This window comes from Nocardioides sp. Z38_18, from assembly GCF_058215695.1.
On the sequence record NZ_JBZAJE010000002.1, the window covers coordinates 1,185,469 to 1,206,955 of the forward strand.

Here is a 21,487-nt window from a genome sequence, read left to right on the forward strand (position 1 = left end):
TCCTGTGTGAAGACTCCTAGAGTCAGCCGCATGGACCGTGATCGAGGCAGACTCCACCGGCTGCGGCGTACGGCGGTGCTGGCCCCGGTGCTCCTGATCCTCGTCGCCTGCGGCTCGACCGGCGAGAAGGAGCCCGTCCAGGCGAAGCCCGGCGCCCAGCCCTCGGTGACGGCCACGCAACCCGCCCCGAGCGCACCGCCCAGCACACGGCCCAGCGCGACCCCCAGCGCGACCCCGAGCCCGAGCGGGCCCGCGCTGAGCGGACGACCCGTTCTCGGCGGCGCACCGCCCCCCTGGCTGGGCAAGCGGGTGCTGCCCCGCACCGCGGGCGGGTACGGCGAGGTGCGGCGTACCCCTGCCGAGCTGGTGCAGCGGCGGTTCACCCTGCCCGACCAGCTCCCGGCGCTGCCCGGTCGCGGGTTCGCCTCCCGGATCACGACTCCCGCGGCCACCGACCTGGTCGGGGTGTTCCGCCGGCTCTACGCCATGCAGTTCCCGATCGAGGAGCTGCGGGTCACCCGCCGCGACGAGCTGGACGCCCCGCCGACCGGCGACGGCAACAACACCGGCGCTCTCGCCTGTCGGCCGACGACGGGCGGGTCGTCGTACTCCCAGCACGCCTACGGCCTGGCCATCGACCTCAACCCGTTCCAGAACCCCTACGAGAAGGGCGACGTGGTGCTGCCCGAGCTCGCGTCGTCCTACCTCGACCGCGGGTGGGTCCGCCCCGGCATGGTCACGGCCGGCGACCCCGTCGTGCGCGCGTTCGCCGACATCGGCTGGCAGTGGGGCGGCGCCTGGAACTCCCTGAAGGACTACCAGCACTTCTCCGCGAACGGCCGGTGACGCGGGGCGGCGTACCCGGTCCGGTTTCCCAGGTGATGAACCCAAACTGCCTCTTCACACACGTCACGCGGTGTGCGAAGAGGCAGTTTCCTGTGTGAGGTCAGGCGTACGGCGTACCGCTGCTCACCCGGTCTGACCCTGCTCGCGACTCTCCGCGACGCGGTGCGGCACCCGGAGCAGCCGGACCCCGGTGACGAGCACGAGCCCGCCGATCAGGTTGCCGAAGGTGGACCACCCGAGGGCGCCGAGCCAGTCGAGCCAGTCGTAGTCGGCCTTGCCCGTGAGCAGGCCAGCGAACATCAGGATCGAGTCGAGCACCGAGTGGAAGAGCTGGCCGGCAACGAGCACGAACGAGAACAGCACCGCGGGCACCAGCTTGACGCCCAGACTGTCGGTCGCCGTCTGCATCCGGGTGAGCAGCGTGATCACCAGGCCGCCGAGCACCGCGAGGAAGAAGGACTTCCACGAGACCCCGAGGTGGGCGAAGTGAGCGCCCGACTCGAGCGCGACCTCCTGTACCTGCGGCAGGGCCACCACGATCATCGCGGCCATCACGAAGCCGCCGACGAGGTTCGCCGCGAGCGTGACCACCCACAGGCGGATCAGCTGGGCGAGCGTGCCGACCTTGGCGACCACCGAGATGACCGGCACCAGGAAGTTCTCGGTGAACAGCTCGCTCTTGGACAGCAGCAGGCCCACGAAACCGATGGTGAAGGCGAGCGACGCAAGCAGCGGGTTGCCGGTCTCGGCCTTGACCACGAGATAGGCCAGGACCCCGATCCCCACGTCGATGCCGCCGAGGAAGCCGGTGCTCAGCAGCGGGAGCAGCGGCCGGTCCAGCCGCTCGTGGCCCTCCTCGACCAGCCGGTCGTAGGTCTCCTCGAGCTCGGGTTCCTCCCTCGCGCCCTTCGGCGGAGCAACGTCTCCCGAGTCTCCTGAGGGCTGGCTCATGTGGGTGTCTCCTGGTCGAGGGGATCGGGCGCGAGACGGACTGTGCCCCGCTCCTCACACAGCAAACTGCCTCTTCACACACGGCGTGAGCTGTGTGAAGAGGCAGATCGGGTTCATAACCTGGGAAACCGGACGCCCCCTCACGACCCCAGCAGGCTCGCGAAGTCAGGCACGTCCCCGAAGGGGTCGACGCGGTGGAGGGCCGGGCGGGCGGCGACGAGGTCGGCGAGCTCGCGGGCGGCGCGGTTGACGCGGGTGCGGAGCTCCCCAGCGGCACCATCGGCGCCGCCGGTGCCCCCGTTCGTCATGCCCCAGTCCTCGCTGGCGGCGAAGACGCCGGTGGGTACGACGACCGCGTGCAGGTAGCCGAACAGGGGGCGCAGGGCGTGGTCGAGGACGAGCGAGTGGCGGGCCGATCCCGCGGTGGCGGCGACGAGGACCGGCTTCCCGTCGAGAGTGCCCTGCTCGAGGATGTCGAAGAACGTCTTGAACAGCCCGGAGAACGAGGCGCTGAACACCGGCGTGACCGCGATGACCGCGTCCGCGTCAGCGACCGTGGCCACCGCCGCCTCCAGGTCGCCGGCCGGGAAGCCGGTGAGCAGGGCGTCGGTGATCGCGTGCGCCAGCGGGCGCAGCTCGATCACCTCGACCTCCGCCTGGCGGCCGCCGTCGACGAGCGCGGCCTTGGTCGCCGCTCCGAGCAGGTCGGCGAGCAGGCGGGTCGAGGAGGGCTCGGAGAGGCCGGCGGTGACGACCGCGATCCGGCGTACGTCGTCGACCCGCCCGCCATCGGCCCCACCAGCGAGACGCAGGCTCATGCCGCGACCTCCTCGTCGTGCTTGCGCAGCTCTGCGACGACCTCGCCGAGCAGGTCGAGCTGGTTCAGGACCGTCTTCAGCGGCAGACCCGCGTGGTCCAGCAGGAACAGCTGGCGCTGGTAGCTGCCGGCGTACTCCCGGAAGGACAGCGTGCGCTCCACCACCTCGGCCGGCGTACCGACCGTGAGCGGGGTCTGGGAGGTGAACTCCTCCAGCGAGGGCCCGTGGCCGTAGACCGGGGCGTTGTCGAAGTAGGGGCGGAACTCCCGCACGGCCTCCTCGTGGGTCCGGGCCATGTAGACCTGTCCGCCGAGCCCGACGATCGCGTCCTCGGCCTTGCCGTGGCCGTAGTGCTCGAACCGGGAGCGGTAGAAGTCGACCATCCGCGCGGTGTGCGAGGCCGGCCAGAAGATGTGGTTGGAGAAGAACCCGTCGCCGTAGTAGGCCGCCTGCTCGGCGATCTCGGGGCTGCGGATCGAGCCGTGCCACACGAACGGCGGCTCGCCGTCGAGCGGACGCGGGGTGGAGGTGAACCCCTGGAGCGGTGTGCGGAACTTGCCCTCCCAGTCCACGTTCTCCTCGCGCCAGAGCCGGCGCAGCAGCGCGTAGTTCTCGATGGCCAGCGGGATGCCGTCGCGGATGTCCTTGCCGAACCACGGGTAGACCGGGCCGGTGTTCCCGCGGCCCAGCATCAGGTCCATCCGGCCGTCGGAGAGGTGCTGCAGCGTCGCGTAGTCCTCGGCGATCCGCACCGGGTCGGTGGTGGTGATCAGCGTGGTGCTGGTGGAGAGCTTGATCCGGCTGGTCTTCGCCGCGATGTAGGCCAGCGTGGTGGTCGGCGCGCTCGGGATGAACGGCGGGTTGTGGTGCTCCCCGGTCGCGAAGACGTCGAGGCCCACCTCCTCGGCCTTGAGCGCGATCTCGATGGTCGCCTTGATCCGCTCGTGCTCGCTCGGGGCGTGCCCGGTCGTCGGATCGGTCGTCACGTCACCCACGGTGAAGATGCCGAACTCCATGATTCCTCCAAGAAGTAGTTGACGATGTAACTACTTAGCCACGCACCCTATTCCTTGACGGGGGGCAGGGGCCACCCCAGACTTCCAACCACCCGACGCATCCGAGGACGGACACCATGGCCAGATCTCGTGTGGACTACCAGAACGTCGACAAGGACTACCTCGAGCACCGCACCCTGAAGAGGGGAGCGGCCGGCTGGATCCTGCTGGCCGGTCTCGGCGTCAGCTACGTCATCTCCGGAGACTTCGCGGGCTGGAACTTCGGCCTCGACGAGGGCGGCTGGGGCGGCCTGCTGATCGCCACGCTCCTGATGGGCCTGATGTACACCTGCATGGTGTTCGGCCTGGCCGAGATGTCCTCGGCGCTCCCGGTCGCCGGGGCCGGCTACGGCTTCGCCCGCAGGTCGATGGGACCGCTGGGCGGGTTCGCGACCGGCATGGCCGTGCTGATCGAGTACGCCGTGGCTCCCGCGGCCATCGCGGTCTTCATCGGCGGGTACGTCGAGGCGCTCGGCCTGTTCGGCCTGACCAGCGGCTGGCTGGTGTTCGCGATCGCCTACGTGGTGTTCATCGGCATCCACCTCTACGGCGTCGGCGAGGCGCTGAAGCTGATGTTCGCCATCACCGCGATCGCCGTGGTGGCGCTGATCGCTGCCCTGGTCGGGCTGCTGCCGTCGTTCTCGACCGACAACCTGTTCGACATCACCCCCACGGGCGCGGCGGGTGCGAGCGACTTCCTGCCGATGGGCTTCGCCGGCGTGGTCGCGGCGCTGGTCTACGGCATCTGGTTCTTCCTCGCCGTGGAGGGCGTCCCACTCGCGGCCGAGGAGACCAACGACCCCGCCCGCGACATGCCGCGCGGCATCATCGCGGCGATGGCGACGCTGCTGCTGTTCGCGGCGCTGATCCTGTTGATCCTGCCGGGCTCGGCGGGTTCGGAGACCATCCGCGCCAGCGACAACCCGTTGCCCGAGGCGCTGCGCGCGGTTCGCGGTGACGACTCGCTGCTGGCCGACTTCGTCAACTGGGCAGGTCTGGCGGGCCTGATCGCCAGCTTCTTCTCGATCATCTACGCCTACTCGCGGCAGCTGTTCGCGCTCTCCCGCGCCGGCTACCTCCCCCGGGCCCTCTCGCTGACCTCCTCGCGCAACACCCCCTGGGTGGCGCTGCTGGTCCCCGGCACCATCGGCTTCATCCTCGCCGGGGTCCTCGAGGCCAACATGGGGGCCGACGCGGGTGCGCTGCTGATCAACATCGCGGTCTTCGGCGCGACGGTCTCCTACGTGCTGCTCAACCTGAGCCACATCATGCTGCGCCGCCGCGAGCCCGACCTCGAGCGTCCCTACCGAACGCCGGGCGGGGTGGCCACGACCGGGGTCGCGCTGGTGCTCAGCGTGGTCGCGGTGATCGCCACGTTCGTGGTCGACCCGCGGGCCGCCGGGATCACCGCCGCCGTGTTCGTCGCGGCGCTGGCGTACTTCTGGTTCTACAGCCGCCACCACCTCGTCGCGAGCGCCCCCGAGGAGGAGTTCGCGGCGATCAGCGACGCGGAGTCGGGCCTGAAGTAGGCCCCGCCTGATCCTGGGCTACTCCTCGATCGGCAGCGGGAACCGCGCCAACCGCTCGACCTCGTTGAGGTCGAGGTGGTTGCGCATGTAGTGGTTGCGTCCCTCGGCCGGCGGCTCGTACTCCCACGGCGTGACCACGCCGGTGCGCAGCGCCGCTCCCACGAGCCGTCGCCGCGCCTGGTCGTCGATCACGTCGGCGGTGACCGCCTCGAGGTCCCAGCGGCGCTCCACCTCCAGCCGCATCTCCTTGACCTTGGCCGACCAGTCGGCGTCCTCGGCCAGGTTGACCCGCTCGTGCGGGTCTTCGGCGAGGTCGTAGAGCTGGTCGGGGTCGACCGGGGAGTGCACGAACTTCAGGTCACCGCGGCGGATCATCACGATCGGCGCGACGGCGCCCTCGCCCATGTACTCCCCGATCACCTCGCGCTCGACCGGATCGGCCGCCGGCGTACGGCACAGGTCGAGCAGCGAGCGGCCGGCGAGCGGGTCGACGCTCTCCGGGACGCCCTCCCCGGCGAGCTCGGTGATCGTCGGGAGCACGTCGACGAGCGAGACCGGTGCGGAGACCCGTCGGGGGGCGAACCGGGTCGGACTGTGCACGATCAGCGGCACCCGGGCGGAGCCCTCGAAGAAGTTCATCTTGTACCAGAGCCCGCGCTCGCCGAGCATGTCGCCGTGGTCGGCCAGCAGGATCACCACGGTGTCGTCGGCCACCCCCAGCGACTTCAGCGTGGCCATCAGCCGGGCGGTCCACTCGTCGAGGTAGGAGATGTTGCCGTAGTAGGCGCGCCGGGCCCGGCGTACGTCGCGCTCGGTGATCTCGACCTCGTCCATCGCGCTCACCTGGCGCAGCCGCTGGGTGTGCGGGTCGAGGGCGACGTCTCCGGCGCCGAGGACCGGCATCGGGATGTCCACGCCCTCGTACATGTCCCAGAACCGGCTGCGGGTGACGTAGGGGTCGTGCGGGTGGGTGAAGGAGACCACCAGCATCCACGGCCGCTCGTCGGCGTCGCGGGCCAGCTCGTGCAGCGCGCGGACGCCCTGGTGGCCGACCTCGTCGTCGAAGAGCAGCTGGTTGGTGACCTCCGCGGTGCCGGCCTTCTTCACCGCGTCCATGTTGTGGAACCACCAGTCGATGCGCTCGTCGGGCTGCAGCCAGTTGGGGGTCCAGCCGAAGTCAGCGGGGTAGATGTCGGTGGTCCGCCGCTCCTCGAACCCGTGCAGCTGGTCGGGCCCGACGAAGTGCATCTTGCCGTCGAGCACGGTGCGGTAGCCCGCCGAGCGCGCGTAGTGGGCGAAGGTCGGGACCGTGCTCGGCAGGTAGGCGGCGTTGTCGTAGCCGCGGGTCGCGGACGGCAGCTGGCCGGTCATCATGCAGTAGCGCGCCGGGGTGCACAGCGGACTGTTGGAGTACGCCGCGTCGAAGACCACTCCCTCGCGGGCCAGCCGGTCGATCGTGGGGGCCTTGACCACCGGATTCCCGTAGCAGCCCAGCGCGCTCGGATTGACCTGGTCGAACATCAGGATCAGCACGTTGGGGCGTTCTGCAGGCGCAGCAGCGGGGTCGTCGACGGTCACCCTGAGAGTGTGCACCCGGGACCAGCATGTGGACCGCAGCCCGCGCGGGTCAGGGCTGCAGCCGTCGTGCGAGTCCCGACGCCCGCTGGACCTTGCGGGAGACCGCCGCGCGCACGGCGTCCTCGGTGCCGATGATCGTGACGCGCTGGCGGGCCCGGGTGACGGCCGTGTAGAGCAGCTCGCGGGTGAGCAGCGGTGAGTCCTCGGGGGGCAGCACCACGGTGACCGCACGGGCCTCGGACCCCTGGCTCTTGTGGATGGTCATCGCGTAGACCGTCTCCACCCCGGTCAGCCTGGTCGGGGCGAACGACTTCAGCTGTCCGTCCACCCGCACCATCACCCGCAACCGGCCGTCGTCGGCGCGCACGGTGACGCCGAGGTCGCCGTTGGACAGGCCCAGTCCGCGGTCGTTGGCGGTGATCAGGACCGGTCGTCCGGCGTACCACTCGTCGAGGTGGGCCACCCCCGCGCTCTCCGCGAGGTGGTGGACGACCTGCCGGTTCCAGCCGGAGACGCCGTAGGTGCCCTCGCGGTGGGCGCAGAGCAGCCGGTGCTCCTCGAGCAGCTCCATCGCCTCCTCGGTGTGCGACTCCTGGGCCCGGTCGGCGATCGCGACCGCCCGCTCCACCACGCCGGCCCGCACGCCCGCCGCCACCTGGTCCTCGGGAGCGACCAGCCGCACCGACTCCTGGCCCGAGCGGAGCAGGGCCAGGGTCTCCTCGACATCGCTCTCCCTCATCGCCCGGGCCAGCGCGTCCAGGGCCCGGCCGCCGTCGTCCTTGGCCGTGCGGTGCGTGGTCTGCAGGCGTACGACGGGTGAGTCGGTGCGCTCGCCGAAACCGGCGACGAGGTCGGCGAGCACGGCCCCTGCCTCGACCGAGGCCAGCTGGTCGGGGTCGCCCACCAGCACGAGGCGGGTGGTGGGCCGCACCGCCTCCAGCAGCCGGGCCATCTGGGTCAGCGAGACCATCGAGACCTCGTCGACGACCACGACGTCGTAGGGCAGCGGGTTGGCCCGGTGGTGCCGGAACCGGGTGCTGTTGTCGGGGCGCCAGCCCAGCAGCCGGTGCACGGTGCTGGCGCCGATGCCGAGGAGCCGGGCGGCGTCCTCGGGCGGCATCTGCCCGCTCTCCCGCTCGCGGGCGACCGACTCCTGGAGCCGGGCGGCGGCCTTGCCGGTCGGGGCGGCGAGGGCGATCCGCGGGGGGCGTCCCACCGACGCCTCGTGCTGCTCGCTGAGCACGGCCAGGAGCCGGGCGACCGAGGCGGTCTTGCCGGTGCCCGGACCGCCGGTGAGCACGGTGGTCCACTGCCGGGTCGCCCGCTCGGTGGCGTCGCGCTGCTCCTCCCACCCGGGCGGGAACATCCGCGCCAGCGCATCGCGCAGCGGGAGCTCCTCGATCTCGGGAGGACGCAGCGCCATCCGGGCGAGGAGGTCGTCGCAGACCTGCTTCTCCTCGCGCCAGTGGCGGTCGAGGTAGAGCAGGGGTCCTTCGAGCCGGAGCACCCCGCGGGCGGTCAGCGTGCTGCGGCGTACGGCCTCCAGCCACGGCTCCTGGTCGGGCCAGGTGAGCATCAGCTCGGGGTCCTCGGCCAGCTCCGCCGGCGAGGGCAGGTCGAGCAGGTCGACGCACACGGCCCCACGCCGGGCGGCCCGGACCACCAGCGCCACAGCCAGCCGGACGTCCGGTGAGGTCTCGTCCGCGAGCGCCGCAACGCGGGTGGCCACGTGGATGTCGGCCGCGTCGAGCACACCGGCCCGGTTGAGCTCGGCGAGCTCGGGCTCGGCGCGCAGCGCGAGGTGGCGGCTGGTCGGGTCCTCGATCACGACGCCTCCCGGATTCGGCCGTCGAGCAGAGCGGAGAGGGCGAGCACCAGCGCGGCGGGGGGCTGCCAGGCGAACACGCCGCACGGGTGCCCGTCGACGACCGGGGTCTGCTCGCCGACCATGCCGCGCACGTAGAGGTAGAGCACTCCGCCGAGGTGCACCTCGGGGTCGTAGCCCGGCTGGCGCCAGCGCAGGTAGCGGTGCAGCACCACCGAGTAGAGCATCGCCTGCAGCGGGTAGTGGGAGTGCAGCATCGCCTCGGTGACCAGGGCGGGGGTGTAGTCGAGCGCGGTCAGCGGGCGGCCCGGCTCCCCCAGCGTGTTGGTCTTGTAGTCCACGACGACGTAGCGAGGCCGGCCGGGCTCGCCCACGCGCAGCACCACGTCGATGGAGCCGCTCAGGTAGCCACGGAGCGCCTGCCCGCCCAGGGAGGGGCTGCGCAGCCGCTCGGCGTAGGCGCGCATCGGGTCCTCGGCCGGCAGGTTCTGCTCGAGGACGTCGGCCATCTCGCCGAGCAGCCGGCCCTCGCCAGCACCGAGGTCGCCGCCGGCGAGCGGGATCTCGAAGTCGAGCTCGCGCAGCCGGTCGCTCAGCGGCAGGTCGGCCAGGGTGCGGTTGTCGGCAAGCGGTCCCAGCGGGCTGTGCTGCATCGGCAGCAGCGCGTCGGCCAGCTCCTCCGACGTGCCGGGCACCGACCACCAGCGCCGTTCCTCCTCGACCCGGGCGAGCAGCTCGGCGCGGAGGTCGTCGGCCTGCGGGTCGGCGTGCTCGAGCACGGCGTGCACCAGCGACCCGAACGTCGCGCCGGCCACCAGCCCGTTCATCGGGGAGGCGAGGTCGGCGAGCTCGTCGGCCACGCCTGCGTCGGGCTCGACGTCCGTCGTGGTGTCCAGGTCGTCCTCGTCGTCCTCGTCGTCCTTGCCGGCCTGCTCGGGCTCGCTCGTGGCCTCCTGGACGGCACCACCGACGACCTGCTCCTCCACCCGGATCAGTCCGCTGTAGGAGGTCCGGCGCCACTCGGTGTCGATGCCGCGGTCGAAGCGCCGGGCGCTCAGCGACGGGGGCGGCGGAGGCGGGTCGACGTGGGCGTCCACGACCTGGGTGGTCTCGAGCCGGAACGCGCCCGCCTCGGCCCAGCGCCGAAGGACGCCGTCGACCTCCTCGTCGGTCTCGCCGAAGCTGGCGCGGGTCTCCACCTCGGGGGTGCCGGGCTGGCGGCCGAACAGCAGCCGGGTGAGGGCGGCGTTGGGGCCGTTGTACGTCGGGGCCCACCACATCACCACCTGCGCCTTGGCCCGGGTCATCGCGACGTAGGCGAGCCGGAGCTCCTCCTCGGCCTCCTCGCGGCGGGACTGCCGCTTGGCAGCCGGCGAGTCCGCGACGTCGAGGCAGCGCTGGTCTCCCTCGTGGTAGGCGTGGATCGTCGGCCAGTCCTTGACCGCGCGGTCGAAGAGCTGGGGCAGGTAGACCACGGGGTACTCCAGCCCCTTGGAGCCGTGGATGGTCACGAACTGCACGGCCTGGGCGTCGACGTCGAGCCGGCGGCGCCGCGAGTCGTTGCGGTTGCCCTCCTCGACCGCCTCCCGCAGCCAGGCCAGCAGCCCGGTCAGGCCGAGACGCTCGCGCTGGGCGGCCTGGTGGAGCAGCTGCCCGACGTGGTGGAGGTCGGTGAGCAGCCGCTCGCCCCCGGGCTGGGACAGCACCCGGGCCGCCATCCCGGCGGCCTGGGCGGCGCCGATGACGGCTGCGACCCCCCGCGAGCGGAACAGGTCGAGCCAGCTGCGGATGCGCTCGGCGAGCGCGTCGGTGAGGTCGTCGCCACCGGCGTCCAGCTCGGCCGGGGTGGTGGGGAAGAACGACGTCAGCGCCGCTGCGCGGACCTGTCCGGACAGCTGCGGCTTCTCCATCGCCTCCAGCAGCCGCTCCCACTCCCGCGCGCCCTGACTGAGCATCACGCTCTCCGCGGCGTTGATCACCGAGGGGATCCCGCGGGCGGCCAGCTGGGCCTGGATGCGGGGCGCCTCCTCCTTGACCGAGTGCAGCAGCACGGCGACGTCACCCGCGGAGAGGGGACGCGGTCCGTCGGGGGCCTCGTAGACCACCCCGGAGTCGAGGGTCGCGGCGATGTCGCCCGCGAGGTCGGCGGCGATGTGGTCGCGCAGCACGCCGATCCCGATGCCACCGGACTTGTTCACCCGGAAGCCGTCGCGGCGCACCTGTCGCAGGCGTACGCCGCCGGCCTGCCGTTCGCTGCCGCCGGCAAGGGATGCCTTGTCCCGCCGGGCCGCGACGGGATGGACGGTGATCCGCTCGTCGCCGAGGCGGGCCCCGCGGGTGAGCACCTGCAGGGCGTCGACCACGGCCGGGTCGCTGCGCCAGTTGTCGCCGAGGGTCTTCATGGTTGCGCCATCGACCGCACGCAGGTAGGTAGGGATGTCGCCGCCACGGAAGGCGTAGATCGCCTGCTTGGGGTCGCCGATCAGCACCAGCCGGGCGTGCTCGGCGAACGCCCCGCGCAGCACGTCCCACTGCACCGGGTCGGTGTCTTGGAACTCGTCGACGAGCACCACGTCCCACCGCGCGCGCATCCGCTCGGCGGCGAACGAGCGGCCACCCGACGACCGGTCCGGGTCCACGGCGGTGGCCAGCCGGGAGAGCACGTCGTCGAAGGTGAACACGCCCGTGCGGCGCTTGCGCACCTCGACCTCGGTGCGTACGCCGGCCGCGAACCCGGCCAGCGCCCCGGCGGGCGAGTCGGCCGGCTCGCCGACCGGGCGCAGCTGGGCGTGCGGGTTGTCCAGGGCGGCGGTCGCGGCCCGGCGGGCCTCCTTGAACTCCACGACGGCGGTCGGCACGTCGGCGTACGACGCGAGGTAGCGATCGTCGATGACCTCGCCGGCCAGCGCGGAGATGTCGTCCTGGAGCCGCTCCGCGGGGTCGGAGTTGCCGGCCACGCCCAGCGAGCGCAGCACCGCGTGGCAGAACTCGTGGGTGGTGGCGATCGTCGCGGCGTCGTAGTTGGCGACCGCGTCGAGGAGCCGCTGCCGCCGGGTGGCCCGCTCGAGGTCGTCAACGGGCGTTCCGTCGAGGGTGGTGAGCGCCTCGTAGAGGGTCGGGTGCGGGCCGGGGTCGCCGGTGCGCAGCGCCTCCGCGGCCTCCACCAGGAGCGCCCGGACCCGGTCGCGCAGCTCCTGGGTGGCGGCCCGGCTGAACGTGATCACCAGCAATCGGTCCAGCGGTGCCACGCCTTCGGCGACGAAGCGCGCGGCGAGTGCGGCGACGGCGTACGTCTTGCCCGTCCCGGCGCTCGCCTCCAGGACGGTGACGCCGCGCGCGGGCAGCGCCGCCCGCAGGTCGAAGGTGTCCATCACTCCACCTCCGCCGTGAGCGCGGGGCGCCACAGCCGCTCGGAGAGCTCGCCGAACAGGTGCGGCCAGGACCCCTCGGCGGGGGCGGCGGTGAGGTCCTGCCAGCTGGGGCGGCGGCCCCAGGCGACCTGGAGCTCCACGGCGCGGTTCTCCTGGCGCCAGGAGTCCTGCAGCTCGCGCTCGACCATCCAGCCCGGACGCGAGGAGCTGTTGGTCTGCGCGCACAGGCGACCGGTGTCCGGCATCAGCGGCAGCACCCGGGTCAGCGCCTGGTCGTGGATCGCGACGAGCTCGCGCAGCACGGCGTGCGGGTCCGCCGGGGCGGAGTACGTCGCGCGGGACGGGGCGTCGCCCTTGGCCGCCCGGCCGATGGCGCGCGAGACCCACGGGCCCGGCCCCGCCGCGGCGAGCGCGACCAGGGACACCCAGGCCTCGAGGCGCTGCTTGGCCCTGAGCCGGGAGTAGCCGACCCGGACCAGCCGGGTGTCGTAGAGGCCTGGCACGCCGCCGATCAGCCGTCGGCCGTCGCCGAGGTCGACGCTGATCTCGCGGACCCGGGCCGGCGCGCCCTGGGTGGAGGTCTCGAACATCTCCGCGAGCGGGCCGGCAGCCCGCGCGACGGCCTTGGTCTGCTCCCAGCCGAACCGGCCCGGGGGCATCGTGCCGCGCCGCCACTCCATCTGGAGGGCGTCGTCGAGGGCGCGGCCGCGGAGGAACTCCTGCAGGATCCGGTCGCCGACCTGCCAGGTCTCCAGCCCGTCCAGGGACACCGGCATCGAGTCGGCGACCTCGTCCTGCTCGCGCGGCAGGTCCAGCTCGAGGCGTCGACGCAGGAACGCGCGCACCGGGCTGGTCACCGTGTCGATCAGGTCGCTGAGCTCGATGGTGTCGCTGGCGGGGGCGGGTCCGAGGTCGAGCTCGTGCAGCGGCTGCGGCCGCACCCGGGTCCCGGCGGCGGCACGGGCCGCCGAGGCGGCGTCGGGGTCGAAGGAGAACGGTGTCGGGGCGGCGAGGTAGTCGGGGTGGAACGCCTGGGAGCGGTGCTCGTGCTCGACCACGGCCGTGGTCGTCTCGGCGACCACGTCGAGGAACTCGCGCACGGGGACCGCGGGGGGCCGGCGCTGGCCGGTCGCCTCGTGGAACCCGGTGTAGGTGACGACGAGGTGCTCGCGCGCGGCGAGGACCGCGTCGAGGAACAGCTGGCGGTCCTGGCTGCGGACGTCGCGCTCGCCGACCATCGGGGCGCGGGCGAGCACGTCGTCGCCGTCGACGGAGCCGCCACGGGGGAACACCCCGTCGTCGACGCCGAGCAGGCACACCACCCGGTGCGGCACCGAGCGCATCGGGGTCATCGTGCAGACGGTCAGGGTGCCGGTGCGGAAGTTGGCGCGGGTGGGCCGCCCGGCCAGCTTGGAGTCGAGCATCACCCGGATGTCTGGCAGGCGCAGCTCGAGCGGCGTGGGTCCCTGGGCGGAGCCGGTGAGCGCGGCCAGCTCGCGGTGGAGCTGGGCCACCTGCCACTCCTCGCCCCGGGGGACGTCGGCCAGCTGCTCGACGCCGTCGCGGAGCACCTGGAGCCAGTGGTCGACGGGGTGGGTCCCGGAGAGCTCGGCGGTGAGCGCCTGCAACCGGTCCACGGCCTCGGCCAGACGCCCGGCCAGGGCGATGTCGGTGGTGGAGACGTCGTCGAGGGGCAGGGTCGGGCCGAGCCACAGGTGGGAGTCGTCGGAGAGGGCGACCCCGGCCAGGACCCGGTCGAGGCCGAAGCGCCAGGTGTTCTGCTGGAAGGCCGCGAGCCCGAACCGCTCCCGTCCGGTCTGGTCCCAGGCCCAACGGACGCCGGCCCGGGTGATCCACCGGGTGATCGTCTCCAGGTTGTCCTCGCTGAACCCGAACCGGCGGCGCACGGGGTCCGAGGCGAGCAGGTCCAGCACCCGACTGGCCTCCGCGCGGCCGTCGGCGAGGTCGAGCAGCTTGGCGAGCACCCCGAGCAGCGGGTTGGTCTGGGTCGGTGACCGGTCGGCGAGCATCACCCGCAGCCGGTGGCCGGGGTGGCTGCCGGCGACGGCCTCACCGAGCCCGAAGGCCCCGGTGATCAGCGGGGCGTAGGTCTCGATGTCGGGGCACATCACGAGGATGTCGCGGGGTTCGAGGTCGGGGTGGTCGGCGAGCAGGCCGAGGATCACCTCGCGGAGCACCTCCACCTGCCGCGAGGGCCCGTGGCAGGCGTGCACCTGGACGGTGTCGTCCTCGACGCCGCTGGGGCGCGGTGCCCGGTTGGCGGCGAGGTCGGCCTGGAGGTGGCCCAGCACCGTGGTCGGCAGCTCGGGGGCGGGCAGCGCCCCGCCGTCGACGGCGCCGGCTCCCAGCAGCACCGCCTCGGTCTCGCGCACGTCGCGACCCATCGCGGCCAGCAGCGGGTGCTCGATCCCGAGGTGCGAGTGGTCGTCGCTGCGCCGCGGCGTCGGGGTGGCGTCCTTCAGCGACTGCCACAGCGCCTCGGAGGGATGTGGCATCCAGAGGTGGACGTCGCGGTGGGCACCGAGCGCGCTGAGCGTCTCGGCCTCGGTCACGCTGAGCCAGGTGTGCCCGAACAGCGACAGCCGCTCGGGCAGCGGCAGCTCCAGGGTCCCGGCCCGCAGGGCCTCCACGGCACGGGCGTGCCTGACGACGGGGCTGGGTTCGCTGACCTCCTGGAGCAGCGCCCGCCACAGCGGCGGCTGCCACTCCAGGTCGTGCTCGAGCGCTCCGCCGGTGCCGTCGCCGGACCCGCCGCTCTCCCAGTCGATGAGCAGCTGGGGGCGCTGGAGGGCGTAGCCGGCGAACAGCCCGGCAAGGCGACGGGCCACGGCGTACCGCCGTCCTCGGCGCAGCCGGCACTCCTCCTCGTCCTCGATCCCGTGGCCGAGGTGCTCGCTGAGCACCCTCGCCCACGGCTCGGCGGCGACCGCGTCGATCACCCGCAGCAGCGGCCACACCAGCTGGTCGGGGGCCCACACGTCGCGGTCGGTGGTGCCGAGGACCTGGGCCATCAGGTTGCCCGGGGAGCGGAACTGCACGCCCGCGCAGACGCCGTCGTCGCGGCCCGGGCCGCCGCCGAGCCGGTGGGAGAGCCGCTGGCTGAGCCAGCGCTCGATCCCCTTGGCCGGGACCAGGACGAGCTCCTGGGCGAACGGGTCGGGCAACGGGTCCTGGAGGAGCCCGGCGAGGCCCTCGACGAGCTGGTCGGCCCGGGCAGCACGGTGGACGATCAGGCTCACCGCACGTGCCTCCCCCGCCAAGCTGTCAGAACCCGGTCAACCTAACGCAGGGGTCCGACACTGCGGTTGCTCACTCTCGGCGACCGGCCCCGCGGGTGAGCTCGACCACCACGAAACCCGCGAGCACCACGCTGCCCGCGACCACGATGTACCCGGCGGACTCCCCGCCCGCGACCAGGACCACGCCGGCGGCAGCGCTGAGGCAGGCACTGATCAGCAGCAGGATCTGCGGCCAGGGCAGCTGGGCGAGCCTCACTCGCCGCGGGCCTGCCACAGCCCCATCAGGTTGCCCTCGACGTCCTTGAAGTACGCCGCCCAGCCCATGTCGCCGACGTCCTGGCGCCCGAGCACGGTCATCCCGCCCAGCGCCTCGATCTGCTTGAGAGCCGCGTCGATGTCCTCGACGTCGATGGTGATCACCGGGCGGTCCGCCGGGCTCTCCCGCTTGAGCATCCCGCCGCCGATGTAGCCGGCCTTGGTCGGGAACCCGCCGTCACCGGTGGGCCCGGTCTGCACGATCGAGTAGTGCAGCCCGGGGATCTCCTCGATCGACCACCCGAAGGCCTCGGAGTAGAACTTGTGTGCTCGCTCGGCGTCATCGAAGGGGATCTCGAAGTGCACGACTCTTCCACTCATGCCGGGATGATAGACGGGGCACTCAAGACGGATCTCCCAGCACTGCCGCGCACCTCCCGCGTGGGAGATCTCCGGCCAGGCCGGCGTGGTGACCGGTGTCACAGTTGACGGTGGAGTGCTCCTGATCGTCGTCGTTGCGTCGAGTCCGTCTGTCCGTCGACGCACTCCCTCGGGCTGCGCAATGGCTGGACCTGGAAGGACCGCCGACGTGAGCGACGCCGAGCGACTTAATTTGAACCCCTTGTTCACCCGCCCCGGAGAGTCCCAGGACGTTCCTCAGTTCTCCATGCCGGAGGAACCCATGCTGCCGGAGACGGCGTACCAGTTCGTGCATGACGAGGCCATGCTCGACGGGAACGCCCGGCTCAACCTGGCCACGTTCGTCGGCACCTGGATGGATCCGATGGCCTCGAAGCTCTATGCCGAGACCTTCGACAAGAACATGATCGACAAGGACGAGTACCCGCAGACCGCGGCGATCGAGGAGCGCTGCTGGCGGATCCTCGCGGAGGTGTGGAACTCACCCGACCCGGCGCAGTCCATCGGGACGTCCACTATCGGGTCCTCGGAGGCCTGCATGCTGGGTGGTCTAGCCCTGAAGCGGCGCTGGCAGCAGGCCCGGCGCGCCGAGGGCAAGTCCACCGAGCGCCCCAACCTGGTGATGAGCTCCGCCGTGCAGGTGTGCTGGCTGAAGTTTTGCAACTACTTCGACGTGGAGACCCGGACGGTCCCGATCAGCGACGAGCACAAGGTCATGGACGGGTTCGAGCTGGACAAGTACGTCGACGAGAACACCATCGGCGTGGTCCCGATCATGGGCGTGACCTACACGGGGATGTACGAGGAGGTCGGCAAGATCAGCGACGCCCTGGACCAGATCCAGAAGGACACGGGTCTCGACATCCCGATCCACATCGACGCGGCCTCCGGCGGGTTCATCACGCCGTTCGTCCAGCCCGACCTGAAGTGGGACTTCCGCCAGGACCGGGTGCACTCGATCAGCGTCAGCGGCCACAAGTACGGACTGGTCTACCCCGGGATCGGCTGGGTGGTGTGGAAGAACAAGGAGTTCCTGCCCGAGGAGCTGATCTTCTACGTCTCCTACCTGGGCGGCAAGATGCCCACCTTCGCGCTGAACTTCTCCCGACCCGGCGCCCAGGTGCTGCTGCAGTACTACATGTTCATGCGACTGGGCCGGAAGGGCTACACCGGGGTGCAGCAGGAGAGCCTCAACGTCGCCCAGCACCTGGCGAAGGAGATCGAGAAGATGGGGCCGTTCACGCTGTGGAACGACGCCTCGGACATCCCTGTCTTCGCCTGGGAGATCAAGAAGGACTACACCTCCAACTGGGACCTCTACGACCTCTCCGACCAGCTGCGCCAGCGAGGGTGGCTGGTGCCGGCCTATCCGCTGCCGGCCGACCTCGAGGAGCGCATCGTGCAACGTGTCGTGGTCCGCAACGGGTTGTCCATGGACCTCGCGAACCGGCTGCTCGACAGCGTGCGCAGCAGCGTGAGCTACCTCGACAGCCTGCCGGGACCGCTGCCGCGTGAGCAGGCGTCGCACATGTTCCACCACTGATCGGCAGATTCGCGAGCTCGCGCGGGCTCGACTCAGAGCCGGAAGGTGAGGCGGTCGGGTCGGACGTAGTCGTCCGGATCGCGCAGCATCACCAGTCGGGGCCCTGCCGTGCCCAGCCGGTCGAAGGCTCGCTGGAGCGGTCGCTCGTAGGTGGCGGCATTGGCCGTGATCGGCGGGGCCCAGTTGTCGTGGTGACAGGGCACGAACACCTGCGGGCGCGGCGCCGAGGACGGTACGACGGTGCAGGCTCATGCGTGGGCAACGACCGGTACGAGCCCGACCAGTCTCCGGCCCGCCGGGGCCGGGCGCGGCTACGCTGGCCGCGAGCGACGGGAGACCACCCATGGCGTACGACGAGCACCTGGCCGAGCGGATCCGGGCGGCGGTCGATGCCGCTGCCGGACCCGACGGGTACCGCGAGATCAAGATGTTCGGCGGTCTCTGCTGGACCGTGAACACCCACATGGCCGTCGGTGCCGGCGAGGGTGACCTGATGGTGCACGTCGGCACGGACGGTGTCGCGGACGCGCTCGCGAACGGCGCCCGCCCGGCCACGATGGGCGAGCGCACCATGGGCGGCGTCGTACTCGTCGCCGCCGACGACCTCCCCGACCCCGAGTCCCTCAACGCCTGGGTCGGCCCCGCGGTGGCGCGAGCGAAGGCCAAGCCCGCGAAGACTTGAGCGTGTGGGCGGTTTCGACGGAGCCGACCTGAGCGAACGGGTAGTCCCGGTCGTTTCGCAGGCGAAACCGGACCTCAGACCTGCGGAATGATCGGGATTACCCGGTTCCCCCGGCGAGCCCGGCACCCGACGACGACGACGTCTGCATCCATGCGGTGATCCTCACATGCGGGATGGGAGGCTGGGCCGGTGACCGATCCTGCACCCGAGCGCCTCCCCGAGACCCCGGAGAGCTTCCCTGCCCGCCGGATGCTGCGCGAGCCCGCGCACCAGGTCTCGCCGCGGGCGCCGGCGCTGTGGGCGGTCAGCGCCACGCTCCAGGGCCTGTTCTTCCTGGCGGTGCTCATCGGGGTGAAGCTGATCGGCTGGTGGGACGTCCCGGTGTGGGTGTGGCCGGTGTACGCCGTGGCCTCGATCGGCTACGTCGCGGTGATGCCGACGCTGCGCTACCGCACCCACCGCTGGGAGAGCACGGAGACGGCCGTCTACACCCAGACCGGGTGGCTGTCCCGGGAGCGCCGGATCGCGCCGATGTCGCGGGTGCAGACCGTGGACTTCGAGCAGACCGTGCTGGGGCGCCTGTTCGGGCTGGCCTCGGTCACCGTGACCACCGCGTCGGCGGCCGGGCCCGTGCAGATCAGCATGATCGACAAGCCGGTGGCCGACCGGCTCGTCGACGACCTCACCCGTCGTACCGAGGCCGAGGCCGGGGACGCCACATGACCCAGCCACCGGTGGCGCTGGAGCCCTACCCGTGGCGGCGGCTCGACCCGCGGATGCTGCTGGTCCACCCGGTCACCGAGCTGATCAGGTTCCTGCCCCTGCTGGTCGGGATCGTCGTGCTCGGCAGCACCCGCGGCAGCTGGTGGCAGCTCACCGGCATCGCGATCCCGATCGTGCTCGGCGTGCTGCAGTTCCTGACCACCCGCTACCGGATCACGCCCACCCAGATCGAGCTCGAACGGGGACTGATCGGCAAGAAGGTGTCCACCGCACGCCTCGACCGCGTCCGCGCCGTCGAGGTCACCGCGTCCCCGATGCACCGCGTCCTGGGCCTGGCGAAGGTCGAGATCGGCACCGCCAGCGGCGGCACCCAGGGCGAGGACAAGTTCGCCCTCGACGGGCTGGCGCTCCCGCAGGCGCGCGAGCTGCGGGTCTCGCTGCTGCACCGGGCCGACGACGACGACCGGGTCCCCGCGCCGCCCGACGCACTCACTCCGGGGGTCGACCTCACGGGCGATGCACCGTCCCGGGAGGCGGCCCCGCGGGCGGCGTACGCCGAGGACGAGGTGCTGCTCGACTTCGACAAGCGCTGGGTCCGGTACGCCCCGCTCACCTCGTCGGGCAACGTGATCGCGGCCGGCCTGATGGCGGTGCTCGGGCAGTTCTTCGACAGCGTCGGGGACCGGTTCTTCGCCGACGTCGACGTGCTCGGCTGGCTCGCCGACCGCCCCGTCGAGACGCTGGTCCCGCTGGTCACGGTCGGGCTCGTGGTCGCGTTCCTGATCCTGGGGGCGGTGTTCTCGGTGGCCGGCTACCTGATCACCAACTGGGGATTCACACTCTCCCGGGACTCCCGCGGACGCACGTTCCGGGTACGCCGCGGGCTGCTCACCACCACCGAGGTCAGCCTCGAGCGCGAGCGCCTGCGCGGCCTCGAGGTCCTGGAGCCGCTGGGGCTGCGGCTGGTCGGCGCGGGCCGGCTGGCGGCCATCGTCACCGGGGTCTCCCGCGACGAGTCCAGCAGCTCCCAGCTGGTGCCGCCGGCACCGCGCGAGGTGATCGACGCCACCGGGGAGGCGGTGCTCGGGCACCGCGACCCGCTGCACGTTCCCCTGGTCCCGCACGGGCCACTCGCCCGGAGACGCCGCTACACCCGCGCGCTGGCGGGCTCGGCCGTCGTGCCCGCGGTCGTGCTGGGGCTGGTTCTCCTCAGCGCGTTCCCCTGGTGGGTCCTGCTGCCGGCCCTGCTCGCGCTCCCGGTCGGGGTCGCCCTGGCCGCCGACCGCTCGCGCCGCTTGGGCCACGCTCTGAGCGGCGACCACCTGGTGGTCCGATCCGGCAGCCTGCGCGGGCGTCGAGACGTCCTTCAGCGCTCGGGGATCATCGGCTGGAACGTCCAGCAGTCGTGGTTCCAGCGCCGTGCCGGCCTCGCCACCCTGGTCGCCACGACGGCCGCGGGCCGCCAGGAGTACGCCGCGATCGACATCCCTGAGTCGATGGCCATCGGGTTCGCCGACGAGGCGGTGCCGGGACTGGTCACGCAGTTCCTCGCGTGAACAGGAGCCCTACACCTTCAGCCTGTCACGGTCCTGGTGATCTTGTCGCCGGCCGCCTTCAGGAGAAATCTCGCCGAGCTCCAGGTGCAGCCAGTCGTCACCAGACTGTTCACCGGGGGTTGAGAAGCAGGTTCTGCACCCGGATCTCGGGTCCGAGGTGGGCGAGACCTCGGCACACGCGTTCACCTCACTCGCGGGCGATCTCATCGATCTTCATCCGGGAGCCTCGGTGGTGCCGCGGGCCGACAGCCGGGGAGCCACTCAGCTCGCGGCGGGAGCGACGTCGGCCTCCATGGCGGCCACGAAGTCGGCCTTCACTGTCCGCCAGGCGTCGTCGGTCATCGTCCGGCGCCAGTACGGCGAGCAGGACATGTCGCCGCGACTCAGCCCACGGTCGCCGAGCAGGTGGCGCCGGATCGCGCGGACCTCCTCGGCCTCACCGTGCACGAAGGCGTGCACCCGCCCCGCAGGGAACTCCAACTGCTCGAGCTCGGCCGCCAGCAGGGTGGCGGGGTCGACTGAGCCGACGCGGTGCAGCCAGCGCAGGTCCAGCTGTCCGGGGCTCTCGAGTGGCAGCTCCTGGGTGGGGTCGTCGCAGACCAGCCGCACCACGACGGGCGAACCGGCCGGCACGACGGCCATGGAAGCCGCGATCGCGGGCAGAGCCGACTCGTCGCCGACCATCAGGTGCCAGTCCGCGGTCGGATCGGGACGGTAGCCACTGCCGGGGCCCTCGAGGACCAGCACGTCGCCAGGTGCAGCGCCCGCGGCCCAGCGCCCCGCGACCCCCTCGTCGCCGTGGACGACGAAGTCGATGGTCAGCCGGCGGTCGACCTGGTCCCAGGAGCGCACGGTGAACCGGCGGCGCGCCGGCCACCAGGCCTTGTCGTGGGTCTCGCGCACCTCGGCCGGCTCGAAGACCGGTCCGTACGGCGCGCCGGGGGGCGGCACCGCGATGTTGACGTAGGCGTCGGTCGAGTCGGACATCTGGAACTGCTGCAGCCCCTCACCGCCGAGCTCGACGCGCACCATCGCGGGGGTCAGCCAGGTGACTGACATCACTCGTGCATGCATG

Annotated in this window: 17 protein-coding genes; 6 read left to right on the forward strand and 11 right to left on the reverse strand. The window is 72.0% G+C overall.

The annotated features are described in order from the left end of the window. The first annotated feature begins 30 nt into the window (after positions 1 to 30). Positions 31 to 846: a M15 family metallopeptidase gene (locus AC4BGC_RS16840; protein WP_490556766.1), complete on the forward strand. Its 816-nt coding sequence runs from the start codon at positions 31 to 33 to the stop codon at positions 844 to 846. Positions 847 to 969: 123 nt separating this feature from the next. Here the strand turns inward: AC4BGC_RS16840 and AC4BGC_RS16845 are convergent, their stop codons facing one another. From AC4BGC_RS16845 to AC4BGC_RS16855, 3 genes are all read right to left on the reverse strand, one after another. Next, positions 970 to 1,797 carry a formate/nitrite transporter family protein gene (locus AC4BGC_RS16845; RefSeq protein ID WP_490556768.1) on the reverse strand — a complete coding sequence of 276 codons (828 nt, stop codon included), beginning with the start codon at positions 1,795 to 1,797 and terminating at the stop codon, positions 970 to 972. A 140-nt stretch (positions 1,798 to 1,937) separates the two neighbouring features. Beyond that, a complete protein-coding gene (locus AC4BGC_RS16850) occupies positions 1,938 to 2,615 on the reverse strand; it encodes a CE1759 family FMN reductase (RefSeq protein ID WP_490556769.1) in 678 nt (225 codons plus the stop codon). Then, positions 2,612 to 3,631, reverse strand: coding sequence for a CE1758 family FMN-dependent luciferase-like monooxygenase (locus AC4BGC_RS16855; protein ID WP_490556772.1), 1,020 nt, complete (start codon positions 3,629 to 3,631; stop codon positions 2,612 to 2,614). Before AC4BGC_RS16855 ends, AC4BGC_RS16850 begins: the two co-directional genes overlap by 4 nt. 116 nt (positions 3,632 to 3,747) lie before the next feature. On the opposite strand from AC4BGC_RS16855, the gene eat reads away from it, so the two are divergent. After that, positions 3,748 to 5,199 (forward strand): ethanolamine permease, encoded by a 1,452-nt coding sequence (gene eat, locus AC4BGC_RS16860; RefSeq protein WP_490556774.1) that lies wholly within the window; start codon positions 3,748 to 3,750, stop codon positions 5,197 to 5,199. Between the two features lie 18 nt (positions 5,200 to 5,217). Here eat and betC read toward each other — a convergent pair whose 3' ends face one another. From betC to AC4BGC_RS16890, 6 genes are all read right to left on the reverse strand, one after another. Next, on the reverse strand, positions 5,218 to 6,777 hold the full coding sequence (gene betC / locus AC4BGC_RS16865; protein WP_490556776.1) for a choline-sulfatase: 1,560 nt from the start codon (positions 6,775 to 6,777) through the stop codon (positions 5,218 to 5,220). A 49-nt stretch (positions 6,778 to 6,826) separates the two neighbouring features. Then, positions 6,827 to 8,605, reverse strand: coding sequence for an exodeoxyribonuclease V subunit alpha (gene recD, locus AC4BGC_RS16870; protein WP_490556777.1), 1,779 nt, complete (start codon positions 8,603 to 8,605; stop codon positions 6,827 to 6,829). Further along, positions 8,602 to 11,973: a UvrD-helicase domain-containing protein gene (locus AC4BGC_RS16875; protein WP_490556778.1), complete on the reverse strand. Its 3,372-nt coding sequence runs from the start codon at positions 11,971 to 11,973 to the stop codon at positions 8,602 to 8,604. Before AC4BGC_RS16875 ends, recD begins: the two co-directional genes overlap by 4 nt. Beyond that, on the reverse strand, positions 11,973 to 15,233 hold the full coding sequence (gene recC, locus AC4BGC_RS16880; protein ID WP_490556780.1) for an exodeoxyribonuclease V subunit gamma: 3,261 nt from the start codon (positions 15,231 to 15,233) through the stop codon (positions 11,973 to 11,975). The genes AC4BGC_RS16875 and recC overlap by 1 nt, the downstream gene beginning before the upstream one ends. Positions 15,234 to 15,303: 70 nt before the next feature. After that, positions 15,304 to 15,489 (reverse strand): hypothetical protein, encoded by a 186-nt coding sequence (locus AC4BGC_RS16885; RefSeq protein WP_490547278.1) that lies wholly within the window; start codon positions 15,487 to 15,489, stop codon positions 15,304 to 15,306. Further along, entirely contained in the window at positions 15,486 to 15,869 is a 384-nt protein-coding gene (locus AC4BGC_RS16890; RefSeq protein WP_490547277.1) for a VOC family protein, read from the reverse strand. The genes AC4BGC_RS16885 and AC4BGC_RS16890 overlap by 4 nt, the downstream gene beginning before the upstream one ends. Positions 15,870 to 16,077: 208 nt before the next feature. Here AC4BGC_RS16890 and gad point away from each other — a divergent pair, with 208 nt between their 5' ends. Next, positions 16,078 to 17,451, forward strand: a complete 1,374-nt coding sequence (gene gad, locus AC4BGC_RS16895; RefSeq protein ID WP_490547276.1) for a glutamate decarboxylase — start codon at positions 16,078 to 16,080, stop codon at positions 17,449 to 17,451. 32 nt (positions 17,452 to 17,483) lie between these two features. Here gad and AC4BGC_RS16900 read toward each other — a convergent pair whose 3' ends face one another. Next, positions 17,484 to 17,654: a hypothetical protein gene (locus tag AC4BGC_RS16900; RefSeq protein WP_490556783.1), complete on the reverse strand. Its 171-nt coding sequence runs from the start codon at positions 17,652 to 17,654 to the stop codon at positions 17,484 to 17,486. Positions 17,655 to 17,794: 140 nt separating this feature from the next. On the opposite strand from AC4BGC_RS16900, the gene AC4BGC_RS16905 reads away from it, so the two are divergent. From AC4BGC_RS16905 to AC4BGC_RS16915, 3 genes are all read left to right on the forward strand, one after another. After that, on the forward strand, positions 17,795 to 18,133 hold the full coding sequence (locus tag AC4BGC_RS16905; RefSeq protein WP_490556785.1) for a TfoX/Sxy family protein: 339 nt from the start codon (positions 17,795 to 17,797) through the stop codon (positions 18,131 to 18,133). A gap of 189 nt (positions 18,134 to 18,322) precedes the next feature. Then, entirely contained in the window at positions 18,323 to 18,856 is a 534-nt protein-coding gene (locus AC4BGC_RS16910) for a PH domain-containing protein (RefSeq protein ID WP_490556787.1), read from the forward strand. Beyond that, positions 18,853 to 20,412 carry a PH domain-containing protein gene (locus AC4BGC_RS16915; protein ID WP_490556789.1) on the forward strand — a complete coding sequence of 520 codons (1,560 nt, stop codon included), beginning with the start codon at positions 18,853 to 18,855 and terminating at the stop codon, positions 20,410 to 20,412. The genes AC4BGC_RS16910 and AC4BGC_RS16915 overlap by 4 nt, the downstream gene beginning before the upstream one ends. Before the next feature lie 261 nt (positions 20,413 to 20,673). On the opposite strand, the gene AC4BGC_RS16920 is transcribed toward AC4BGC_RS16915, so the two are convergent. Continuing rightward, positions 20,674 to 21,486 carry a siderophore-interacting protein gene (locus AC4BGC_RS16920; RefSeq protein ID WP_490556791.1) on the reverse strand — a complete coding sequence of 271 codons (813 nt, stop codon included), beginning with the start codon at positions 21,484 to 21,486 and terminating at the stop codon, positions 20,674 to 20,676. Position 21,487 lies beyond the last annotated feature (1 nt).

Coding starts and splice junctions, on each gene's coding strand:
- AC4BGC_RS16845 (WP_490556768.1), bottom strand. CDS start 1,797: ATGAGCCAGCCCTCAGGAGACTCGGGAGACGTTGCTCCGCCGAAGGGC.
- AC4BGC_RS16855 (WP_490556772.1), bottom strand. CDS start 3,631: ATGGAGTTCGGCATCTTCACCGTGGGTGACGTGACGACCGATCCGACG.
- AC4BGC_RS16920 (WP_490556791.1), bottom strand. CDS start 21,486: ATGCATGCACGAGTGATGTCAGTCACCTGGCTGACCCCCGCGATGGTG.
- AC4BGC_RS16890 (WP_490547277.1), bottom strand. CDS start 15,869: ATGAGTGGAAGAGTCGTGCACTTCGAGATCCCCTTCGATGACGCCGAG.
- AC4BGC_RS16875 (WP_490556778.1), bottom strand. CDS start 11,973: ATGGACACCTTCGACCTGCGGGCGGCGCTGCCCGCGCGCGGCGTCACC.
- eat (WP_490556774.1), top strand. CDS start 3,748: ATGGCCAGATCTCGTGTGGACTACCAGAACGTCGACAAGGACTACCTC.
- AC4BGC_RS16915 (WP_490556789.1), top strand. CDS start 18,853: ATGACCCAGCCACCGGTGGCGCTGGAGCCCTACCCGTGGCGGCGGCTC.
- AC4BGC_RS16850 (WP_490556769.1), bottom strand. CDS start 2,615: ATGAGCCTGCGTCTCGCTGGTGGGGCCGATGGCGGGCGGGTCGACGAC.
- AC4BGC_RS16905 (WP_490556785.1), top strand. CDS start 17,795: ATGGCGTACGACGAGCACCTGGCCGAGCGGATCCGGGCGGCGGTCGAT.
- AC4BGC_RS16840 (WP_490556766.1), top strand. CDS start 31: ATGGACCGTGATCGAGGCAGACTCCACCGGCTGCGGCGTACGGCGGTG.